Source organism: Kitasatospora sp. NPDC059146 (assembly GCF_042786665.1).
In the GTDB taxonomy this organism is placed as follows: domain Bacteria; phylum Actinomycetota; class Actinomycetes; order Streptomycetales; family Streptomycetaceae; genus Kitasatospora.
On record NZ_JBHZCY010000157.1, the window covers coordinates 1 to 20,625 of the forward strand.

15 protein-coding genes, 1 rRNA gene and 1 pseudogene are annotated in these 20,625 nt (G+C 75.3%); 4 read left to right on the top strand and 13 right to left on the bottom strand.

From position 1 onward, the window contains the following. Together ACFXPX_RS38880 and ACFXPX_RS38885 are read right to left on the bottom strand one after the other, a co-directional pair. Window positions 1-1,249, bottom strand: a 1,249-nt coding sequence (locus ACFXPX_RS38880) for a PucR family transcriptional regulator ligand-binding domain-containing protein (RefSeq protein WP_380644729.1), incomplete at its 3' end; no start/stop codon positions are given. Between the two features lie 153 nt (window positions 1,250-1,402). Further along, window positions 1,403-3,475, bottom strand: coding sequence for an ATP-binding protein (locus ACFXPX_RS38885; protein ID WP_380644730.1), 2,073 nt, complete (start codon window positions 3,473-3,475; stop codon window positions 1,403-1,405). A 241-nt stretch (window positions 3,476-3,716) separates the two neighbouring features. Here ACFXPX_RS38885 and gabT point away from each other — a divergent pair, with 241 nt between their 5' ends. Together gabT and ACFXPX_RS38895 are read left to right on the top strand one after the other, a co-directional pair. Then, the gene (gabT, locus tag ACFXPX_RS38890) at window positions 3,717-5,057 is read left to right on the top strand and encodes a 4-aminobutyrate--2-oxoglutarate transaminase (protein ID WP_380408839.1); all 1,341 of its coding nucleotides are present in this window, start codon (window positions 3,717-3,719) and stop codon (window positions 5,055-5,057) included. 524 nt (window positions 5,058-5,581) lie between these two features. Beyond that, on the top strand, window positions 5,582-6,211 hold the full coding sequence (locus ACFXPX_RS38895; protein ID WP_380644731.1) for a phosphatase PAP2 family protein: 630 nt from the start codon (window positions 5,582-5,584) through the stop codon (window positions 6,209-6,211). Between the two features lie 73 nt (window positions 6,212-6,284). On the opposite strand, the gene ACFXPX_RS38900 is transcribed toward ACFXPX_RS38895, so the two are convergent. Continuing rightward, the gene (locus ACFXPX_RS38900) at window positions 6,285-6,641 is read right to left on the bottom strand and encodes a DUF2218 domain-containing protein (RefSeq protein WP_380644732.1); all 357 of its coding nucleotides are present in this window, start codon (window positions 6,639-6,641) and stop codon (window positions 6,285-6,287) included. 167 nt (window positions 6,642-6,808) lie between these two features. Here ACFXPX_RS38900 and ACFXPX_RS38905 point away from each other — a divergent pair, with 167 nt between their 5' ends. Continuing rightward, window positions 6,809-7,381, top strand: a complete 573-nt coding sequence (locus ACFXPX_RS38905) for a MarR family winged helix-turn-helix transcriptional regulator (protein WP_380644733.1) — start codon at window positions 6,809-6,811, stop codon at window positions 7,379-7,381. Here the strand turns inward: ACFXPX_RS38905 and ACFXPX_RS38910 are convergent. Beyond that, the gene (locus ACFXPX_RS38910; protein ID WP_380529263.1) at window positions 7,272-8,213 is read right to left on the bottom strand and encodes an EamA family transporter; all 942 of its coding nucleotides are present in this window, start codon (window positions 8,211-8,213) and stop codon (window positions 7,272-7,274) included. The genes ACFXPX_RS38905 and ACFXPX_RS38910 overlap by 110 nt on opposite strands. Window positions 8,214-8,346: 133 nt before the next feature. On the opposite strand from ACFXPX_RS38910, the gene ACFXPX_RS38915 reads away from it, so the two are divergent. Beyond that, entirely contained in the window at window positions 8,347-9,252 is a 906-nt protein-coding gene (locus ACFXPX_RS38915; RefSeq protein WP_375896125.1) for a LysR family transcriptional regulator, read from the top strand. 61 nt (window positions 9,253-9,313) lie between these two features. Here ACFXPX_RS38915 and ACFXPX_RS38920 read toward each other — a convergent pair whose 3' ends face one another. From ACFXPX_RS38920 to rrf, 9 genes and pseudogenes are all read right to left on the bottom strand, one after another. After that, a complete protein-coding gene (locus tag ACFXPX_RS38920; protein ID WP_375896151.1) occupies window positions 9,314-10,042 on the bottom strand; it encodes a ZIP family metal transporter in 729 nt (242 codons plus the stop codon). Between the two features lie 309 nt (window positions 10,043-10,351). Continuing rightward, complete coding sequence (locus ACFXPX_RS38925) at window positions 10,352-12,133, bottom strand: restriction endonuclease (RefSeq protein WP_380644734.1); 1,782 nt, start codon at window positions 12,131-12,133, stop codon at window positions 10,352-10,354. Window positions 12,134-12,246: 113 nt separating this feature from the next. Then, complete coding sequence (locus ACFXPX_RS38930) at window positions 12,247-14,004, bottom strand: hypothetical protein (RefSeq protein WP_380644735.1); 1,758 nt, start codon at window positions 14,002-14,004, stop codon at window positions 12,247-12,249. A 352-nt stretch (window positions 14,005-14,356) separates the two neighbouring features. After that, window positions 14,357-15,011 (bottom strand): annotated as a pseudogene (locus ACFXPX_RS38935) (YigZ family protein). A 141-nt stretch (window positions 15,012-15,152) separates the two neighbouring features. Beyond that, window positions 15,153-16,442, bottom strand: coding sequence for a DUF6986 family protein (locus ACFXPX_RS38940; protein ID WP_380529248.1), 1,290 nt, complete (start codon window positions 16,440-16,442; stop codon window positions 15,153-15,155). 126 nt (window positions 16,443-16,568) lie between these two features. Continuing rightward, a complete protein-coding gene (locus ACFXPX_RS38945) occupies window positions 16,569-18,098 on the bottom strand; it encodes a DUF2637 domain-containing protein (protein ID WP_380644736.1) in 1,530 nt (509 codons plus the stop codon). A 197-nt stretch (window positions 18,099-18,295) separates the two neighbouring features. Further along, window positions 18,296-18,961: a response regulator transcription factor gene (locus ACFXPX_RS38950; protein ID WP_360245306.1), complete on the bottom strand. Its 666-nt coding sequence runs from the start codon at window positions 18,959-18,961 to the stop codon at window positions 18,296-18,298. Then, window positions 18,913-20,322, bottom strand: a complete 1,410-nt coding sequence (locus ACFXPX_RS38955; RefSeq protein WP_380644737.1) for a sensor histidine kinase — start codon at window positions 20,320-20,322, stop codon at window positions 18,913-18,915. The genes ACFXPX_RS38950 and ACFXPX_RS38955 overlap by 49 nt, the downstream gene beginning before the upstream one ends. A 227-nt stretch (window positions 20,323-20,549) precedes the next feature. Further along, window positions 20,550-20,625, bottom strand: a 5S ribosomal RNA gene (rrf, locus tag ACFXPX_RS38960); the annotation flags it as partial.

The window sequence follows — 20,625 nt, forward strand, 5'->3', positions numbered from 1 at the left end:
GGCGACCACCGCGCAGGGCCACCGCCAACGCCCGCTCCGCCTGCGCGTGCGCCGTACCGGCCTCCTCCAGCGCGGCCGGGGCCGAGACGCCCAGCGACAGGCCCTCGTGCTCCTCCACCACCCCCAGGCAGGCCCGGTGCACCGCGCCGTTGTCCAGCGCCAGCACCACCAGCCGAGGCCCGTGCGCACCGTCCTCCCGCGCCACCAGCAGCTTCTCGCCCACCCGGGCACCCGCCTGCTCGGCCCGGTCCCCCAGCTCCACCAAGGCCTCCGCGGCGTCCGCGTTCGGCCCCGCCCCGGCCACCAGAACCCTCGTCGTGCCCTCCGGCAGACCGCCGAACAGCCCCACCGCCACCTGCCGGGCCGTCGCCACCTCGCCCGCCAGCACCATCCGCAGCAGCGCCGCGCCCATCCGCTCCTCGGCCTGCCGCAGCTCGCGCGAACGCTCCAGGGTGAGCGTCAGCAGCGCCACCGCCGCGTTCAGCACGTACCGCTCGGTCGGCGTGATCCGGTCCTCGGTCCCGACCGCCAGGAAACCCCGGGCCCGCCGGTCCGCCCCCAGCGACTGGACCACCACGTAGTCCTCGTCCGCCGTGTCTATCCCCGGCGACCGTCCCTGCAGCGCGGCACTCGACGGCGCCGGCCGCCGACGCAGCCGGTCCACCTCCGCAGCCAGCCGCCCCGCCCGGCGCGCCGCCCAGTCCGGCGCCACCACCGACAGCGCGCCCGACCCGTCGTACAGCGCCGCCCAGCCCCCCAGCCGGGCCGCCAGCCGGCGCACCACGGCCGTCGTGCCGTCCTTGCCCAGCGCCGCCCGGGTCAGCTCCTCCTGCGCCTCGAAGCTCGTCGTCACCGCCTCGTACTGCTCCGCGGCCAGCGCCGCCGACACCACCTTGCTGATCGCGATGAACGGCGTCGGCTCCGGCACCCGCAGCAACGGCAGACCCCGCTGCTGCGCCGCGTCCACCAGCGGCTGCGGCACCTCGGTGTGCGACAGGCCCACCCCCAGGCCCAGCCCGACCACCCCGGCATCGGCCAGCCGGTGCACGTACGCCTGCAACTGCGCCGCCGTGCGGCCCAGCTTGATACCGGTGGTGAGCAGCAGCTCGCCACCCTCCAGGAACGGCGTCGGGTCGTCCAGCTCGCTGGTGTGCACCCAGCGGACCGGCCGCTCCAGGTGGTCCGCACCGGCGAGCACCGTCAGGTGGAGCGAACTGTTGCGGACGACGGAGGCGAGTGTGGGGGGCATGGCACCTTCGGAGGGTCGACCTGACCGCGCCGTTGCGGCCGGGCGAGGAGAGGGCAGTGGGACTGGTGAGGGTCTCTCCCCTTCATTATGGACGCCCCGGACAACCGGCACTGCCGAATCCACCTCCGAGGCGACTTCTACCGCCCGCCCGCGTCAGCCCCGGAGATCCACCAGCAGCGGCGGAACCTGCTCCCCCGACACCGCCGTCAATGACACCACCGCGTGCCCGGCCGGCAACGCGTGCGCCAGATCCGACGGCGACCACCTGAGCCGCTCCACGTCCCGCGTCGTCACCGACTCCGTCTGCGCCGTCGTCCCCGACAACGCCTTCCGCCCCAGCCGCCCGGCCCGCCGCACGACCCCACCGGAGGTGTCGGGGGTGTGGGTCACCGCGGTCTCCTGCACCAGGTGCGTCCCCCAGGCCTCCGAGAACAGCCGCCCGTCCCAGGGCGCGATCCCGGGGAAGGCCACCCGGCAGCCCACCGCGCCGAACAGCGGCGCCCGCAGCGCCTCCGGCAGGTCCACCAGGGTGCGCAGCAGCAGCACCGCACCCGCGTTCGCGCCGCGCATCCGCTGCAGACCGCGGACGGTGCCGGAGTCCAGCGCCGCCGAGGCATCGTCCACCACCAGCCCGGCGAACAGCGAACGGTCCTCCCGCGCACCGGCCGCCTGCACGAACTGCCCCACCACCAGCCGGGACAGCATCCGGGCCGCCTCCGGGTGGCTGCGCTCGGGCAGCTTCACCCGCACCCGCAGCGGATGGTCCAGCACCCGCATCGCGAACGGGGGACGGCCCGTTCCGTCGGTCGCGAAGGCCCCCTCGAAGGCGGGCCGCTCCAGCAGCCCCAGCCGGTCCGCCAGCAGCGCCCCCGGGTCGTCCGCCCGGCCCCGCTGGCGCTCCCGGTACTCCAGGTCCCGCTCGTACGCGGCCAGCCGGCCCGCCGTGCCGAGCGCCTTCACCAGCGCCGCCAGCGCGTCCTGCTCGCCGCCCAGCAGGGCCCGCAGCTCGCGCACCCCCGGGTAGCGGCGGTACGCGGCGTGGAACGGGCCCACCACCTGCTGCAGCGCCGTCCGGGCGTTCTCCGCGCGGGCGGTCAGCTCGTCCGGCAGCAGGGCGTCGGCCAGCCGCGCCGCGGCCTCGTCCGGATCCTGCGCCGCACCGTACAGGTCCAGCCCGTACACCGAGGCCTGGTCACCGGGCGCGATCACCACGTCGTACCAGGAGTCCGGGCCGAGGTCGGCGTCCGCCGCCCCGACCACCACCGCGCACGCGGTACCGGCCAGCGCCTGCAGGCACAGCGCCTCGGCCACCGGCCGGGCCAGCCGGGCCGTCTTCCCCGTCCCGGCCGGGCCGACCGCCAGCAGCGAGGTGCCCAGCACCGCCGGGTCCAGTGCGAAGTCCGCCGCGCGGTGGTTCAGCGGGTTCTTCGGCACGTCCTGGGCCACACCGAGGCAGACCTGGCCCAGCAGCAGGTCGTGCCGCCGCACCCGGCCGGGCAGCTCACGCGCCTCGGACGGGTGGGCGAAGGCCGCCGCACCGCGCGCGGCCACCTGCTCGGTGAACGCGGGCACGAACGCCGGGTCCGCCTGCGCGGACTCCCAGGCGCGCTGGATCCGCACGTAGTCGACATCGCCGACCGCCTCGGCCTCCAGCCGCGCCGCCGCCTCGAACGCCCCGCCCTGCCGCAGCCCGTCCCACGGGTCCCGCCCCCGAGCCGCCTCCACCACCGCCCCGTCCTCCTCGGCGGGCTCCACCTGCGTCACCGTCCGCGACAGCAGCGGGGCGGCGTAGCGGCGCCAGACCTCGGGCCAGCGGCCCATCCGGCCGAAGACCTTGATCACCACGCCGAGCACCAGGACGTTCAGCGTCAGCACCACGGAGGTGGCCACGAAGACCGACTGGGAGGGAAGGACGCCGATGATGGTCGTCCCGTCCTTGGCCAGCTCGACCCCGTAGACGAAGGCCAGCCACCCCACCACCGCGTTGAGCGCCGCCCGCAGCAGCAGCGGCCAGGTGGGGACGCGGGCGGCCTCCGCGCGTTCCGGGTCGATGCGGCGGTAGCCGAGGCGGTAGACGCCGGGTTCGGCCTCGGGGCGCGGGGCGGTGGCCCAGGCGGCGAGGTCGAAGGCCCCGCCGGGGGCGGTGGCCGGGCGTTGGTGGGGGAGGGGGGTCGGGGGTCTGGTGGTGGTGTGGTCGACCTGGTGGTGTGACCCGTCCTGTGCCATGTACGGCCCCGCTCCCTCGCCCGCCCGGCCCGACCGCCGTCGGTGCCGCCATACCCATGCCGCCGTACCGGCGACACGCCCGCGCTCAGGGTAGTGGAGCGGGGTCTGCGGGTAGTCGTGGCGCTCGGGCTGGCCGTGCCGGACAAGTCGGACGGCGCAGTGCTACCGAGTGGCGCATGCCCGGTCGGGGAGGGCGGCCGTAGCCTGCGAAGCACCGAGCCGAGAAGTCTGGAGATACCCCATGAGCGCCGTAACGCCGCTCCCGCAGGAGCGCCGCCTGGTCACCGCGATCCCGGGTCCGAAGTCGCAGGAGCTGCAGGCCCGCAAGCTGGGTGCGGTGGCGGCCGGTGTCGGCACCACCCTGCCGGTGTACGTCACCCGTGCCAACGGCGGCGTGCTGGAGGACGTGGACGGCAACTCGCTGATCGACTTCGGTTCCGGCATCGCCGTGACCAACGTCGGCAACAGCGCCGAGGCCGTGGTGGCCCGGGCGAGCGAGCAGCTGGCCGCCTTCACCCACACCTGTTTCATGGTGACCCCGTACGAGGGTTACGTGGCCGTCGCCGAGCAGCTGAACGAGCTGACCCCGGGTGACCACGACAAGCGCACGGCGCTGTTCAACTCGGGCGCCGAGGCGGTCGAGAACGCGGTGAAGATCGCCCGCGCGTACACCAAGCGGACCGCCGTCGTGGTGTTCGACCACGGCTACCACGGCCGCACCAACCTGACCATGGGCCTGACGGCGAAGAACATGCCGTACAAGCAGGGCTTCGGTCCGTTCGCCCCGGAGATCCACCGGGTGCCGGTGGCCTACCCGTACCGCTGGCTGACGGGCGCGGAGAACTGCGCTGCCGAGGCCGCCGCGCAGGCGATCGACATGATCAACAAGCAGATCGGCGCCGAGAACGTCGCCGCGATCATCATCGAGCCGATCCAGGGCGAGGGCGGCTTCATCGAGCCGGCCAAGGGCTTCCTGCCGGCGATCGTGGAGTTCGCGAAGGCGAACGGCATCGTGTTCGTCGCCGACGAGATCCAGACCGGCTTCTGCCGCACCGGCCAGTGGTTCGCGTGCGAGGACGAGGGCATCGTCCCGGACCTGATCACCACCGCCAAGGGCATCGCCGGCGGTCTGCCGCTGGCCGCGGTGACGGGTCGCGCCGAGATCATGGACGCCGCGCACGCGGGTGGCCTGGGTGGCACCTACGGCGGCAACCCGGTGGCCTGTGCCGCCGCGCTGGGCTCGATCGAGACCATGAAGGAGCAGGATCTCGTCGGCAAGGCGCAGCGGATCGGCGAGGTCATGCTGGGCCGCCTGCGGGCCATGCAGGAGAAGTTCGACGTCATCGGCGAGGTCCGCGGCCGCGGCGCGATGGTCGCCGTCGAGCTGGTGAAGCCGGGCACCAAGGAGGCGAACGCGGAGGTCACCGCGGCCATCGCCAAGGCCTGCCACGCCGAGGGCCTGGTGGTGCTGACCGCCGGCACCTACGGCAACGTGCTGCGCTTCCTGCCGCCGCTGGTCATGCCGGAGCACCTGCTGAACGAGGGCCTGGACATCCTGGAGGCGGCGTTCGCCGCCGCCTGAGCGGTGTCGCCCGTCAGGTCGTGAAACCCCCGCCGGAGGGTTGTCCGGACAGCGCTGAACGGCCCGTGGGGACCTCTGGTCCTCGCGGGCCGTTCGGTTTTCCGTCCGGTTCCCGGCTGCCCGTCCGGACAGTCCCCGGGCGGTTTTCGCATGCCGCCCGGGTGGTCGGGCATCATCGGGGGGACCGTCCGGAGGGCCTCCGGGGCGGGGTGAAGATGATGTGCGGAATCGCTGGAGGCGCTCGGTCGGGAAGGGCGGTTGACGTAGTGTCATCACCGATGGACAGCGAGCCCCAGCCGTTGGCGGGGCCGTCCGCGGGGCCTCCCGGAGGGGCCGGTCCGCGCGGGCCTCGCGAGGACAACCGGTCCACCCCGGGAGGGGTGGCACCCACCGAAGGCCGATCGACCGACCGTCCGACCCACACCCCCCGGGGCGCACGGAACGGCGATCATCAGAGCCGCCCCGGAGCTCTCCCCCCTGCTCCGGGGCGGCTGTCCGCCGTTCCGGGCCGGGTGGCCCGGTCGGTGGCGGTGCCGGTGGTCGCGGCGGTGGTGCTGCTGGTGGTGTCCTGGCAGGTGGCGGTGGACGGGCCGCTGCTGGGGGTGGACCGCTGGGTGCGCGCGGCCGTCCGGACGTCCCACCGTGATCACCCGAGCGCCCTGCTGGACGACCTGGGCCACATGCTGTCGAACCTGGGCGACGGGGTGCCCGCCGTCCCGGTGCTGCTGGCGGCCGGTGGGCTGGCCGCCTGGTGGTGGCGTCGGGCGGGGGCGGTGCGCTGGTGGCTGCCGCTGCCGGTGGCGGCGCTGACGTCGTTGCTGATCCCGCTGCTGGTGGTCCCGGCGAAGGCCGGGTTCGCCCGGCCGGGCCCGCTCGGGGGCCCGCTGCTGCCGGGGCAGTGGGGCTGGTACCCGTCCGGGCACACCGCGACGGCGACCATCTCGTACGGGGTGGCGGCGCTGCTGCTGGCCCGGGCGGCGGGTCGGCGGACGGCCCGGGGGTTGACCGCGGGCGCGGTGGTGCTGACGCTCGGCGTGGGCGCGGGGCTGGTGTGGAGCGACTTCCACTGGCTGCTGGACGTGCTGGCGAGCTGGTGCCTGGCCGTCCTGGTGCTGTGGGCGCTGGACCGCCGGCTGCCGAGGCCGGGCGCCTGAGGGCGGCGGGCCTCCCCGGCGCCCGAGGGCGTCAGGCCTCGGGGGTCAGGCCTCAGGGGTCAGGCCTCGGGGGTCAGGCCTCGGGGGTGCCCTGCTCGGGGGCGTCCTCGTCGTCGTTGCGGTGGACGAGGCCGGTCTCGCCGTTGTCGCGGTGCCATTCGACGACGAGTTCGTCGCGGGCGCCGAAGCGGACGAGGTGGCGGCCGACCACGTCCTCCAGGCCGGCCAGGTCCCGGCGCTCGCCCTCGACGGTGAGCAGCAGGGCGTCCGGCCGGGCCTCCATGGTGGCGGTGCCGGCCTTGAAGACCAGGGTGCCGTGGCCGGTCTCCGGGGAGAAGGAGGTCTCGATCCGCTTGCTCATGTGGGCGGCGAGCTGCTTGGCGTAGCGGGCGGGGCGGTCGGTGGCGACGCGGGCGGTGGAAACGGGCACGGGAACTCCAGGATCGGGAAGGGGAACTTAGGGTCCCCTCACTTGGAAGTACCGTAACGCAGATGCTGAGCTAAGCTCAAGATATTTCTCCGAGCACTTTCCACGGTCGGCCACACGCCCGGGACCGGCCGATACGCTTGGGCCGACCCCAGCCGAGGAGACCGCCGATGACCACCACGCCGACCGACGATCCGGCGGACCCCTCCCCCGGCCCCCGGCCCGGCGAGCCCGGCACCTCCGGCATCCCCGGCACCTCCGGCGTCCCCGCCGAACTGGCGGACGCGATGACCAGGGCGATCAAGCGGATCCGCCGGCAGACCGGCTGGCGACTGGAGCCCTACGGCATCACCCCCGGCCAGGCCCGGGCGCTGCGCACGCTCGCCCACGTACCCGGCTGCGAGTCGCCGGACCGGGCGATGCGGCTGAGCGACCTCGCCGACAAGCTGCACATCGCCCCGCGCTCGGCCACCACGGTCGTCGACGCGCTGGAGGAGGCCGGCCTGGTCGAGCGCCGCCCCGACCCGGCCGACCGCCGGGCGGTCCGGATCCTGCTGACCGAGGACGGGCGCGCGGCGGTGGAGCGGATCCTCCAGGTCCGGGACGAGGTCGCCCAGGACTACTTCGGCGAGGTCAGCCCCGAGGACGAGGAGGTGCTGCTGCGAGTGCTGCGGGCCGCCGAGGCGCGCTTCCTCGAAGCCGGGCCGCCAGTGCGGACGGCGCCCCCGGGCGCAGCGCGGTGATCCCGATCCCGGCGATCACCAGCAGGGCGGCCGTGGCGGCCGTCGGGGTGACCCGCTCGCCGAGCAGCAGCCAGGCCGAGGACATCCCGAACACCGGCACCAGCAGCGAGTAGGGCGCGACCGCGGTGGCGTCGTAGCTGCGCAGCAGGTAGCTCCAGGCGACGAAGCCGAACAGGGTGGAGACCAGCCCGACGTAGCCGATCACGCCGAGCCCGGCCGCCGTCATCCCGCCGAGTGCCCGCAGGTCCGCGTCCGGGCCCTCCACCAGCAGCGACAGGGCCAGCAGCGGCAGCGGCGGCACCGCGCTGACCCAGACCATCCAGCGCAGCGCGTCCGGCGGCGCGGCCCTGCGGGTCAGCACGTTGGACAGGCCCCAGGCGACGGCGGCCAGCACGACCAGGACGAAGGCCCCGAACGGGCCGCCGAGGCCCTGGTCGAGGGCGCTCAGGGCGATGCCCGCGAAGGCCAGGCCCAGGCCGAGCAGCCGCCGGCGGCCGGCGCGCTCGCGCAGCAGGACGGCGGCGAACAGCGCGGTGAACCCCGCCTGCCCCTGGAGCACCAGGGAGGAGAGGCCGGCCGGCATCCCGGCGTGCATGCCGAGGAAGAGCAGCCCGAACTTGACCACCCCGAGCACCACGCCGACCGCCAGCACCCAGCGCCGGGCCACCCGGGGCGGGCCGACGAAGAAGACCGCGGGCACCGCGACCACGGCGAACCGCAGGGCGCAGAAGAGCAGCGGCGGGAAGCTGTCCAGGCCGACGTGGATGAGGACGAAGTTGAGGCCCCACACGGCGGCCACCAGGACGGCCAGGGCGATGTGACGGGGGCGCATGCTCGCGCCGGCCGACGCGGCGGGGGTTGCGGCCTGCGGTGCGGCGGGGATCGCGGTCATGGGCCGAGCATGGTGGCGCGGGACCCTTCAGCACCAGCGATGAATACTGAACGTGATTCTTTAGGATCACTGCATGATGGATCTGGGGCGCCTGCGGGCGCTGCACGCGGTGTCGGTGCACGGCTCGGTCGGCGGGGCGGCGGCCGCGCTCGGCTTCACGCCCTCGGCGGTCTCCCAGCAGATCGCCAAGCTGGAGCGGGAGACCCGGACGGTGCTGCTGGAGCGGCAGGGCCGGGGCGTGGTGCTGACCGACGCGGCGCGGGAGCTGGCGGCCACCGCGCGGGCCGTCCTGGGGCTGGTGGAGCAGGCCGAGGTGCGGCTGGAGGAGCAGCGCGGCCGGGCGGTCGGGCGGCTGCTGGTGGCCGCCTTCGCGACCGGGGCGCGCGGGCTGATGCCCGGGGTGCTGGCCGACCTGCGGCGGCGCTGCCCGGAGCTGGACGTACGGCTGCTGGAGAGCGACCCGTACCCGGCGGCGGAGCTGGTGGCGCGCGGGGAGGTGGACCTGGCGCTGGTGCAGGACTGGCCGACCGTGCCGCTGCCCGTGCAGGAGGGGCTCTCCCGGCTGGACCTCGGGACGGACCCGGTGGACCTGGTGCTGCCCGCCGGGGACGAGCTGGCCGGGCTGGACGCGGTGCCGGTGGAGCGGCTGCGCGGACAGCGCTGGATCAGCGTGCCGCCGGGCAACATCTGCCACGACTGGCTGGTCCGCACCCTGCGCGAGGCCGGGGAGGAACCGGACGTGCACCACCAGGTCGGCGACTTCGAGACCCAGATCGCCCTGGTCGCGGCCGGACTGGGGATGGCCGTGGTGCCCCGGCTCGGCCGGGGCCCGCTGCCGGCCGGGGTGGCGGCCCGCCCGGTCGCCTCGCAGCCGAGCCGGCGGGTGTTCGCGCTCTGGCGCAGCCAGGCCTCCCGGCGGCCGGCCATCACCGAGGCGCTGGCGGCGATGCGGGACGGCTGGGGCGCCCTGCCGGGCTGAGGCGTGTCCCGCGGGCCGGGCCTGGCCTTGCGCGGCCGGGCCCGGGACGCCGGGCAGGTTCCTAGGTGGCGAAGCCGATGACCAGCCACATGAAGCCGACCCCGGCCACCGTGCACAGCAGGGTGCTGCGCGAGGGGTGCGGGCTGTGCGCCTCGGGGAGGATGTCGGAGGTCGCGAGGTAGAGCAGGAAGCCGGAGAAGAAGCCCAGGTAGAGGCCGAGCAGGTGCTCCGGGATGGTGAAGGCCAGGGTGATCGCGGCGCCGGAGACCGGGGCCAGGGCGTCGGCGGCGAGCAGGGTCAGCGCCCGGCGCCGGTTGTTCCCGTACAGCCGGGTGATCGTGTACGTGTTGAACCCGTCGGCGAAGTCGTGCGCGACCACCGCGATGGCCACCACCGTGCCGACCGTGCTGCCGGCCTGGAAGGCGGCGCCGATCGCGAAGCCGTCCATCACGCTGTGCCCGACCAGGGCCAGGGCGGCGGTCAGGCCGACGCCCTGGTGCCCGCTGCGGTGGGCGTGGCCGTGCTGGTGGCCGTGGGTGTGCTCGGCGTACTCGCCCTCGTGGCCGCGGTGGATGGCGACGGCGCGCTCGACCACGTGGATGGTGAGGAAGCCGGCGGCGAACATCAGCAGCGCCTGGGGCACGCCGTGCACCTCGCCCGGCGCCTGGTGGATGGCCTCGGGCAGCAGGTCGAAGGCGACCACGCCGAGCATCAGGCCGGCGGCGAAGCCGAGCACCAGGTGGCGGCGGTCGCCGGTGCGCTGGGCGACGAAGCCGCCGATCAGGGTCATCAGGAACGCCCCGGCGGCGACCAGGACGGCGGTCACCGGGCCGCCTCCGCCGGATGACCGGTGCTGCCGTGTGGTCTGACGAGCGCTCTGCCCATTCCTCTCCCCCTGGGGTCCGCCCGTGGCCGGGCCGACCGCCGACCGTACCGGACGCCCGTTCGGCGGTGATCGCCCGGGGTGCCGCCGGCCCGGCCGGTCCTCGGCGGCGGTCGCCCCGGCCCGGTCCCCTCAGCCTTGGTCCGGGTACGGAGGGCCGCCCGCCGGGTGGGCCGTCGGGGTGAACTCCCTGGTCGGAGCCGGTCCGGGCAGGGGTCAGCGGCCGGCGGCGAGCGGCAGGCCGAGGTGGGTGCGGGCGAGCTCGCGGACACCGTCGCCGTCGATCAGGTGGATGTGCCGGTGGCCCTCCCCGGCCGAGAGGTCCAGGGCCGCCTCGGCGAACTGGCCGGTGGTCAGCCGCAGGCCGCGTTCGGCGGACTCCTCGCGGACCGCCTCGGCCAGTGTCTCGATCTGCTCCGCGGTGACGGCGGCCGGGTCCCGGGACGCCCAGACCACCCAGCGGCCGGGCAGCGCACTGCCGGGGGCGCCCTCACCGGTGGCGACCAGCCCGGCCGGTCCCCGCAGCCGCACGCTCCACTCGGCGAGCCCGCCCCGGGTGAGCAGGTCGCGCACCAGCTGGGCGAACTCGTTGGCGGACAGGTCGGGCGTGGCCGGGACGGCGGCTCCGGCCCGGGCGGCGGGCTGGACGGCCGCCCGGGCGTACGGGTCCGGGGTGACGGCGGCGCCGAGCTGACGCAGCCGGACCAGCGCCTCGTCCTGTTCGGCGTCGGCGTAGACGCCCTCGTCGTCGCGCTCCTCGTACGGGGTCTCCGGCGGCAGCAGCCGGGTGCGGGCCAGGGCGTCGCGGTCGGCGTCCACGCTGACCAGGCAGAGCGGCTCGGCACCGGGCTCGCGCAGCCAGCCGTTGAGGACCACTCCGGCGAGTATCTCGTCGGTGTCCACGGCGTCGGCGGCCTGCAGCGAGCGCAGCGCGAGCCGGGCGACCAGCCGCAGGTAGTCGGTGGCCCGGTCCGCGGGCGGACGCGGCACCGGGAGGATGTCGCCCTCGGGGGCGAGCCGGTAGCCGGTGAGCGAGGGCACCAGGTCGAGCGGGGGCAGGTCGAGGTCCAGCACGGCGGTGCGGGTGAGCGGGCGGAAGACCGCCCGGCAGGGGGCGGGGAGGTCCTGGGTGGCGGTCTCGGCGGCGGCCAGGGCCCGTTCCAGCAGCGACTCCACGGCGGCGGGCTCGGCCAGCCGGTAGGCGCGCCGGCACTCCTCCAGGCTGTCGTTGTACTCGCGCACGGCGCGGGCCCGGGCCTCCTCGGCCGCCTCGTGGGCGCGCCGGGACTCGTCGGCGGCCGGGCTGCCCGCCTCGGCCCGGCGGGTGCGCCACTCCCGCAGGGCGCGCTGGTGGGTCAGCCGGGCCTGGGCGAGTTCGCGCTGGTAGCCGGAGTCCAGCAGTCGCCGGGAGGGGCCGCTCTCGGGGTCGGCGGCGGCCGGATCGGCGGGGGCGAAGTCCTCCCAGCGGGGCTCGGCGCCTCCGACGACGGCCGGGCCGTCGGCCGGGTAGGGGCGGGGCTCGTAGTGGCGCAGCTGGCTCTCGAAGTCCATCGCCGAGACGGGCAGGGCGGCCCGCCGCAGCAGGTCGGCCAGCCGGTCGTGCTCGGCCCGGACGGTGAGCGTGCGGTGGTGGGTGAGGGCGGCGGCCCGGGCATGCGCCGCAACGGCCTGGTCGGGGCCGGCGGGGTCGGCGGGGTCGGCAGCACCCGGGGTGGAGGAGCCAGGCCCGGACGGGTCGGGGCCGAACGAGTCGGGGCCGGACGGGCGGGGGCCGGTGGAGGCCTGATCGGTGGTGGCGGGCCCGGCGGGTGCCGGGGCGGACGGGCCGCTCCCGGCCGCCCCCGGATCGGGGCGGCCGGGGGCCGGGGGGCCTGCGGCACCGTCCGCCTCCGGGTCCTCGTCGGCGCCGAGGTCGCGGAACACCGAGGCGAGGAAGCCCGGTTGGGGGAACTGGACGGTGGCGGTGCCGTCGGACTGGCCGTCTGCTGAGTACTGCATCGGTCGTCGTTCCCCCATGCTCGTCCGGCGCCTGCCCCGGGCGGCGGACCAACCGCAGCCCCGCCCCTGCCGGACATTGTCCACCGAACGGGCGCAGCGGTCAGCCGAGCCCGTCAGTTGGTCCGGGTGTTGGTGAGGTGCAGGCCGATGTAGCCCACGTAGATCCGGCCACTGCCGGAGCAGTCGTCCAGGTAGTGCAGCCGGGGTGCGGTGCGACCGCCGCCGATCCGCAGGTGCGCGCCCATGAACGCGCGCCGGGAGGCGTCGACGCATTCCGGCACCGGCAGCATCCGTTCGCGCTTCCACTTGGTGTGGCTGAACACCGTCCGGGACTCCCCGCGCACGGCCTTGCGGGGCGGGAAGCGGTGGCAGCCGTCCGGGGTGCGCTCGCACCACTGCTTGAAGTCCCCGCCGGCCGCGCCGCGCACGGCCGCCTCGGCGTACTCCTGGAGGGCCGTCAGGCCGTCCCAGGCGAGCCGGGCCCAGCCGGCGCCTGCGCACTGGAGGCCGTCCAGGGCGAGTGCGTTCTTCTGGTCGCCGGTGAAGGTGAGCAGGGAGAACTCGCCCAGCCTGGCGAGGAGTTCGGTGAAGGTCTCGGGCTTGTCCGGCCACCCGCCGGGCTGGGCGGCGAGCCGGCCGACGATGGTCGGTCCGGTGCCCGAGGTGGTGGGCGCGGCGCCGGGCAGGGCGGTCGGCCCGGTGCAGTGACGCCCGCTCAGGGCGCTCCGGGCGCCGGTGCGCAGGCGGCCCTCGTGGCCGTCCCGGGACTGGGCGCGGTCACGGCGCTCCAGACGGAGGGTGTGCCGGACCCGCTCCAGCTCATCGGCCCTGGCCTGCTGCTCGGCGCGGTCCTGCTGCTCCTCGCGGGCGAGCGCGGCCGGTTCGGCGGGGGGGCCGACGGGGGGTCCGGCGGCCGGGCGCAGCTGCGGGGGCGGGACGCGCAGCACCGGGACGGCGGCCAGCGGCGGCGGGAGCGGCTGGTCGGCGGCCAGGCGGCGGGGCTCGCGGGCGAGCAGCCCGGCGGCGCGGCGGAGGTCCTGTTCTATTCGGCCCCGGGCGAGCACCGGATGTCGGGCGCCGTCCTGCCGGGAGGCCGGGTCCACCTCGGGCAGGTAGGTGCGCACGGCGCCGCCGTACACGCTGTGGTACTCCAGCGCGACGTTGAACCCGGTGCGGGCGCCCGGGTCCAGCACGTAGGCGGTGGCGAGGCCGGGCAGCTGGCGGCAGAGCGGGCGGACCACCTCCTCGACCCAGTGCTCGACCGGGAGGTTCACCGGCACGCTGGCGACCACCGTGGGCAGCCGGCGCTCCGGGTCGCACAGCTCGTCGATCAGGTCGTCGACCTCGTCGGCCGTGATCACCCGGGGGGCGGAGTGGACGGCGGCCGGGCCGTCGGCGGCGTCGAGCAGCGGGAGGAGGGTGCGAGCGAGCTCGGGCACCGGCACCCGGCAGGGGGTGCGCACACCGCTGCCGGTGCTGTGGGTCTCGGCCTCCAGTCGGACCCAGGTGGGGCCGCCGGGGTCGGTGGCCACGGTGAGGGTGAGCTGCCGGGTGCCGTGCGGGGCCGGGGTGCGCAGCCGGCGGCGGTCGTAGCGGCCGGCGCCGGGGCCGCCGCGCAGCGGTCCCTGGTCGCGGTCCAGCAGGACGCGCTCGCCCAGGCGCAGGCGTTCGGCGGCGGGGGGTGCGCCGGGGGTGGGCGGGGGCTCCTCGCAGCCCTCCTGCTTCAACCAGGAGGCGAGCTGGGCGTCGGCCAGGGCGACGGCCTCGGCGTGCGGAAGGGCGGTGGTGACGGTCATCCGGTAGGGCGTCGCGGGGCCGTGGGGGCCGGGTAGGTCGGCACCGGCGGGCGACGGCGAGCGGTCTGAGGTCATGCGCATACCTCCGTGGTGCGGGGTGGGGTCTGTTGTCCTCCATCGACGGTTTTCATCCGGTTCGGCCGGAACCTTGCCCAGGAAACGCCACGGCCCGGAGCGGAAGTTCCAACTCCGGGCCACGAGACTACGTTCGAGTGAATCTGTTCAAGCCGTCTTCCGCGTGGCGCGAGCCTTCGGCTACGGGCAGCGACACCTCCCGGCGGGCTCGGGCACCGGTCCGGCCACCGGCTGGCGCGGCGGCGCGGAGTGGTGGGCGAGCGCTACCACGGGTTCGGCCCCCGGGCGCCGGCCGGACGCGCGTCCGGAAGTCGGTCCCCCGGCCCGCCGCCGGGCGGGCGGAGCGCGCGGCTCAGACCGGTACCTCGACGTGGGTGCGCCCGGCCGGCACGGCGACCGCGGTGCCGCCGGTCGCCTCGGCCAGCCAGGTGTGGAACCCGGCCACCTCCGGCTCCGGCACGCCCACCTCGATCCGCACCCCGGCCGCCTCGTAGGCGAGCGCTCACCGCGTACCCGGCGGCCCGCAGGTCGTTCTCCACCCGCCCGGCGCGCACGTGGTCCGCCGTCACCGCGAGCAGGGCGACCGGGCGCCGCTCCAGCAGTCCGACCTCGTCGACCGCCGCCGACACCGCGTTCCCGTACGCCCGCACCAGGCCGCCCGCGCCGAGCTTGATCCCGCCGAAGTACCTGGTCACCACGGCGACGGTGTCGGTCAGGCCGCGTCGGCGCAGGACCTCCAGCATCGGCACCCCGGCCGTGCCGCCGGGCTCGCCGTCGTCGCTGGAGCGCTCGCGGCGCTGCTCCTCGCCGACCACGAAGGCGGTGCAGTTGTGCCGGGCGTCCCAGTACTGCTTGCGCACGCCCGCGATGAAGGCCTGCGCCTCGTCCTCGTCCGAGACCCGGGCGAGGTGGCAGATGAAGCGGGACTTCTTGATCTCGGTCTCGTGGCTGCCGGCCCGCCGGATGGTGAGGTACGGCCTGGCGGTCGGTTCCGGCGTGGCGGACATGGCGCGGTGGTTCTCCCGGGAACGGCGACGGCTGGCGGTGCGCGCACCGGGGGTCCGGGGCGGCACCGCCAGCCTAGTTGGCGCACGGCCGGGGCCGACGGGGCCGGGCCCGGGCTCGGGCGCGGTGCCTGGGCCTGGGGGTCAGCGGCCGGCCAGGGCGTCCAGCTGCGCTCGGTCCAGACCGGTCAGCGCGGTGACCTCGGCCGAGTCGACGGCGCCGCAGTCCAGGCCGCGCAGCAGGTAGCCGCTGAGCGCCCGGGCGGTGGCCGGCTCGTCCATCACGTCGCCGCCCGCCTTGGCGACGTACGCGGCGAGCCGGGCGGCGGCCGCCGCCAGGCCCTCCCGGTAGAAGGAGTACACCGCGACGTAGCGGGTCGGCAGGTGCGCCGGGTGCATGTCCCAGCCCTGGTAGTAGGCGCGGGCGAGCGAGCGGCGGACCAGGTCGTGGTGGAGCTTCCAGGCGGCGTGCACCTGCTCGGTCGTGCCGGTGGGGATCACATTGGTCGAGCCGTCGGAGAGCCGGACGCCGGTACCGGCCGCAGCCACCTGCATGACCGCCTTGGCGTGGTCGGCGACCGGGTGGTCCATGCTCTGGTGGGCCGCGCTGACGCCGCAGGAGGCGCTGTAGTCGAAGGTGCCGTAGTGCAGTCCGGTGGCCCGGCCCTCGGCGGCCTCGATCATCCGGGCGACGGTGGCCCGGCCGTCCGGGCCGAGGATCGCCTGGGTGGTCTCGATCTGGATCTCGAAGCCGATCCGGCCGGCGGGCAGCCCGGCCCGGCGCTCGAAGTCCTCCAGCAGCCGGACCAGCGCGGTGACCTGCTCGGCGTAGGTCACCTTGGGCAGGGTAAGCACCAGGCCGTCGGGCAGGCCGCCGTTCGCCAGCAGGGTGGCGAGGAAGAGCTCCAGGGTGCGGATGCCGCGGGCCCGGACGGGCGCCTCCATGCACTTGACCCGGATACCGACGTACGGCGGCGCGCTGCCCCCCGCCACGGCGGCGGCGACCAGTTCGGCGGCCCGGACGGCGGCGGCGTCCTCCTCGGCGTCGGGGCGGGGCCCGTAGCCGTCCTCGAAGTCGATCCGCAGGTCCTCGACCGGCTCGCGCTCCAGCTTGGCCCGGACCCGGGCGTGCACGTCGGCGAGCAGGGCGTCGTCGGCGACGCCGAGGGCGCGGGCGAGCTCGGCGGGGGTGCCGGCGTGGGTGTCGAAGGCCTCCAGGGCCTGGCGGCCCCACTCCCGTACGGTGTCGGCGCGGAAGACGTCGGCGGGGACGTAGACGGTGTGCACCGGCTGCCGGGTGCCGGTCTCGCCCGGGTAGCGGCGCGCCAGGTCGGCGTCCACGGGGGCGAGCAGCGCCTCCACGGCGGCGCGGGCGGCGGCGGAGAAGGAGGCCCCGCCCGTCGGTCCGGTTCCGTCGACCTCGACCTGCGACATCCGCACTCCTCCATGCCGAACCAGCGCTTCAACAATTTGTTGAGGCGAAGGTAACTCCGGCCGGGTCGGGCGTCAATGGCCGACCGAGCGGTGGACGCGGGGTGTCGGCGCGGGGGCCGCGCGGACTCAGTCCCGCCCGGCGGCCAGGTAGCGGTCGCGCAGCAGCGGGTAGAGCTCGGCGACCTCCTTGGGGTGGACCGCACCGTCCGGCCCCTTGCCGGTGACCCCGTACTCGGTGGTCAGCCAGGCGGCGAGGCGCGGCGGGTCGGGCTGGTGGCCGTAGCTGTCCATGTAGGAGACCAGGCCGTCGTAGGCGATGTCCTCGTCCAGTTGCACGGGTGCCGGGTCGGCTTCGGTGGGGACGCCTTGAGCGGGCTCCTCGGCCGGCGCGGACTGCTCGGGCCGGGCGCGGTGCTCGGCCTGGGCGGCCGGCTGACGGTGCTGCGACTCGACCGCCGGCTCGGCGGTCGGCTCGGTGCCGGGCTGGGCGGCGGCCTGCTGCTGGCCCTGCGGCCGGGGACCGGCGGCGGGCTCCTCGGCGGCCGGGCGCGGGGGCTTGAACCACGGGGAGGCCTGGCCCGGGACCCGACCGCCCGGGGCGGCGTCGACCGAGTGGCCGGTGGTGCGGACCGGGCGCTCGGTCCAGACGTTCAGCTCCTCGCCGCGCGGCTGCGGGGCGGCGGCCTCCTCCGTCTCCGGCTCCTGGGCGGCACGCAGCCGGACGGCGTGCAGCCTCGCCAGCATCGGTGCGGCGACCTCCGGCGCGATCGGGGCCGCGGCTGCGGGGGCCTCGGGCTGGGGCTCCGGTTGGGACTGCGGCTGGTCGGCCGGGGCCGCCGGTGCGGCCTGGTGCTGCTGGGCTCCGGCCGGGACCGGGACCGGGGCGGCGATCGCCGCGGCCCGGGCCTGCTGGGGCTGGGCCCCGAGCTCCGGGGACGGCTGCTCCGCCAGGGCGACCTTGGCCTCGCGCTCGCGGCCCTCCTCGTCCAGCCGGTCGAGCAGCGACGGGTCCAGCGGGACCCCGAACTTGGCGAGCTTGAGCGGCAGCAGCGCCTGGATCGGCGCCGAGCGGCGCCAGCCGCGGCCGTAGCGGAAGCGCAGCTGCGCCCGGTAGACCAGCCGGTTCTGCTCCAGCCGGATGACCTCCTCGTAGGAGCGGAGCTCCCAGAGCTTCATCCGCCGCCAGAGCCGGAAGGTCGGCACCGGGGAGAGTATCCAGCGCATCACCCGGACCGACTCCATGTGCCGGTCCGCGGTGATCGCCGCGATCCGGCCGACCGCGTGCCGGGAGGCCTCGACCACGACGACGAACAGCACCGGGATGACGGCGTGCATCCCCATGCCGAGCGGGTCACCCCAGGAGGCCGCCGCGTTGAAGGCGATGGTGGCGACGGTCAGCAGCCAGGCGGTCTGCCTCAGCATCGGGAAGGGGATCCGCAGCCAGGTCAGCACCAGGTCGAGGGCGAGGAGCACCACGATGCCCGCGTCCACGCCGATCGGGAAGGCGTAGGAGAAGGCACCGAAGCCCTTCTCCAGGGCCAGCTCGCGCACCGCGTTGTACGAGCCCGCGAACCCGATGCCCGAGATGATGCAGGCCCCGGCCGCGACCAGGCCGAGCAGGCCGCGATGGGCCTTGGTGAGCGTTGGGCGTGCCATTACGTCTATCAACCCCTGGATGTCGGCTGCTGCCGTACGCGCATCGGCTGCCGGTTCCCGCCAGTCGGGCCGCCGGACGGCTGAACAGCGTCCGGGCTCGGCCCACCGGAGTTTACTCGTACGGGTGTTTCAGCGTTTCCGCAGCCTGGGGTGTCACAGTACCCACCGCGCCCGGGGCGCCGGCACCGGTCGGGCCGTCAGCGGCTCTGCCCCGCCGTGCCGTTGAGGTAGGCCAGGACGGCCATCACCCGGCGGTTGGCATCCTCGTCGGGGGCGAGCCCGAGCTTGCTGAAGATGTTGGCGATGTGCTTGGCCACCGCTCCGTCGCTCACCGAGAGGCGGGCGGCGATCGCCGAGTTGGAGCAGCCCTCGGCCATTAGCTCCAGCACCTCGCGCTCGCGCGGGGACAGCCCGAGCAGCGGCCCCGGGCGGCGCGAGGTGGTCTGCATCAGCTTGGCGATCACGTCAGGGTCCATCGCCGTCCCGCCCGCCGCCACCCGGCGGACCGCGTCGATGAACTGCCCCGCGTTGAACACCCGGTCCTTCAACAGGTAGCCCACCCCGCCCGTGCCGTCGGCCAGCAACTCCCGCGCGTACAGCTGCTGGACGTGCTGGGAGAGCACCAGCACCGGCAGGCCCCGGATCTCCTGGCGCGCCTTGAGCGCGGCCTGGAGCCCCTCGTCGGTGAGCGTCGGGGGCAGCCGCACGTCTACCACCGCCACGTCCGGGCGGTGGGTCAGCAGCGCCTCCAGCAGCTCGGGGCCGGTCTCCACGGCCGCCGCGATGGTGAAGCCGTGCGCTTCCAGCAGACGGATCAGGCCTTCGCGGAGGAGGTAGAGGTCCTCGGCGAGGACAACTCGCACAGCAACTCCAAGGTGATGGTGGTGGGACCGCCGGACGTGCTGTCGATGGCGAGGACACCGTCGAAGGTACCCAATCGACGCTCGATCCCGCGCAGGCCCGTACCCCGCGACGGATCCGCCACGCCCACACCGTCGTCCGTCACCGTGACCCGGAGGATTCCGGCCCGGTAGAGGATGTCCACCCACACCTGCTCGGCCTCCGAGTGCTTGGCCGCGTTGGCCAGCAGCTCGCTGACGCTGAAGTAGACCGCCGCCTCGACCGGAGCCGGCAGTCGGTCCGGCAGGCTCACGAACACCTCGGTCGGCAACGCGCTGTCCAGCGCCAGGGCCCGGACGGCGTCGCCGAGTCCGCGCTCGGCGAGCACCGGCGGATGGATGCCGCGGACCAGGTCGCGCAACTCCTGCAGCGCCCGGGCCGAGGACTGCCGCGCTTCGGAGAGGAGCTCCCGCGCGGCCGCCTGGTCCGTCTCCATCAGGTGCTCGATCGTGCCCAGCGTCATCCCGATCGCGACCAGCCGCGCCTGCGCGCCGTCGTGGAGATCCCGCTCGATGCGTCGCAGCTCGGCCGCCTGGCTGCCCGCCGCGTCGGCCCGGGTCTCGGTCAACTGGGCCACCCGCTTGGTCAGCTGGGCGTGCGACGCCCGGCCGTCCTGGTCCAGCACCCGGCGGGCCGCCTCCACGTACCCCCGCACCGCGTACGGGGCGAGGAGTATCCCGATCAGGACCATGCCGGCCCCGATCAGCAGGCTCAGCGTGACCCGTGTCATCCGCGAGCTGAACGGGCCGAAGCCGTCCGCCGGCACCGCGCCGCCCAGCGCGAACGCCGTCCCCAGCACCAGCAGGAGGACCACCGCGCCGCCCAGCAGCGCGGCCAGGGCCGGGTTCACGACCAGCCAGAGCATCTCGGCCCGGGTGGTGCGGTCCCGCAGGCCCCAGTGGACCAGCTGCGCGTACTTCGCGACCGTCTGCGAGCGGTGGTACGAGTAACCCGTCCACCAGTGCCCCCGATCGTCCAACTCCAGCTTCGGCAGCGGCTGGTAGACCGCGGGAAGCCGGATGCCGTACCAGCGCTCCAGCATCCGCCGCGTCCGATCGGCCGTCGGGCGGATGCAGGCGGCCGCGACCGCGGAGCCGGCGACCGCCGCAGCCGCGAGCGCCATCAGGGCCGCCGGGTAGTAGAACTCCATGACCTGCGCCGTCACCACCCCCGCGACGACGGCCGCCCCCACCGGCATCACGAACCCCGGCACGGCACCCAGCACCACCTGGGCCAGCCGGGCCAGGCCCTGGCCGCCGGCCTGGAAGGCCACCTGGGTCTGCGCACGGACGGACGTGCCGCTCGTACAAGTGTCTGTGGTCACGCAAACTCCTGATGCCGGTACCGATCGTCCTTCATCAGTGTTCACGAACGACCCGCTCCGGACACTGGCCATGGCACCCCAGTTCCGGGGTAGACCTAGGACCACCTGGTGGTGGTAGGAGCAACACCGGACCGGGCCGATGATCCTTCGAGTCGATGGTCCTTGGAATGTCCCGGAAATGCGAAAAGGCCCACCCGGTCACCCGGGTGGGCCTTCTCTGAATGATTGTTCGGCGGCGTCCTACTCTCCCACAGGGTCCCCCCTGCAGTACCATCGGCGCTGTGAGGCTTAGCTTCCGGGTTC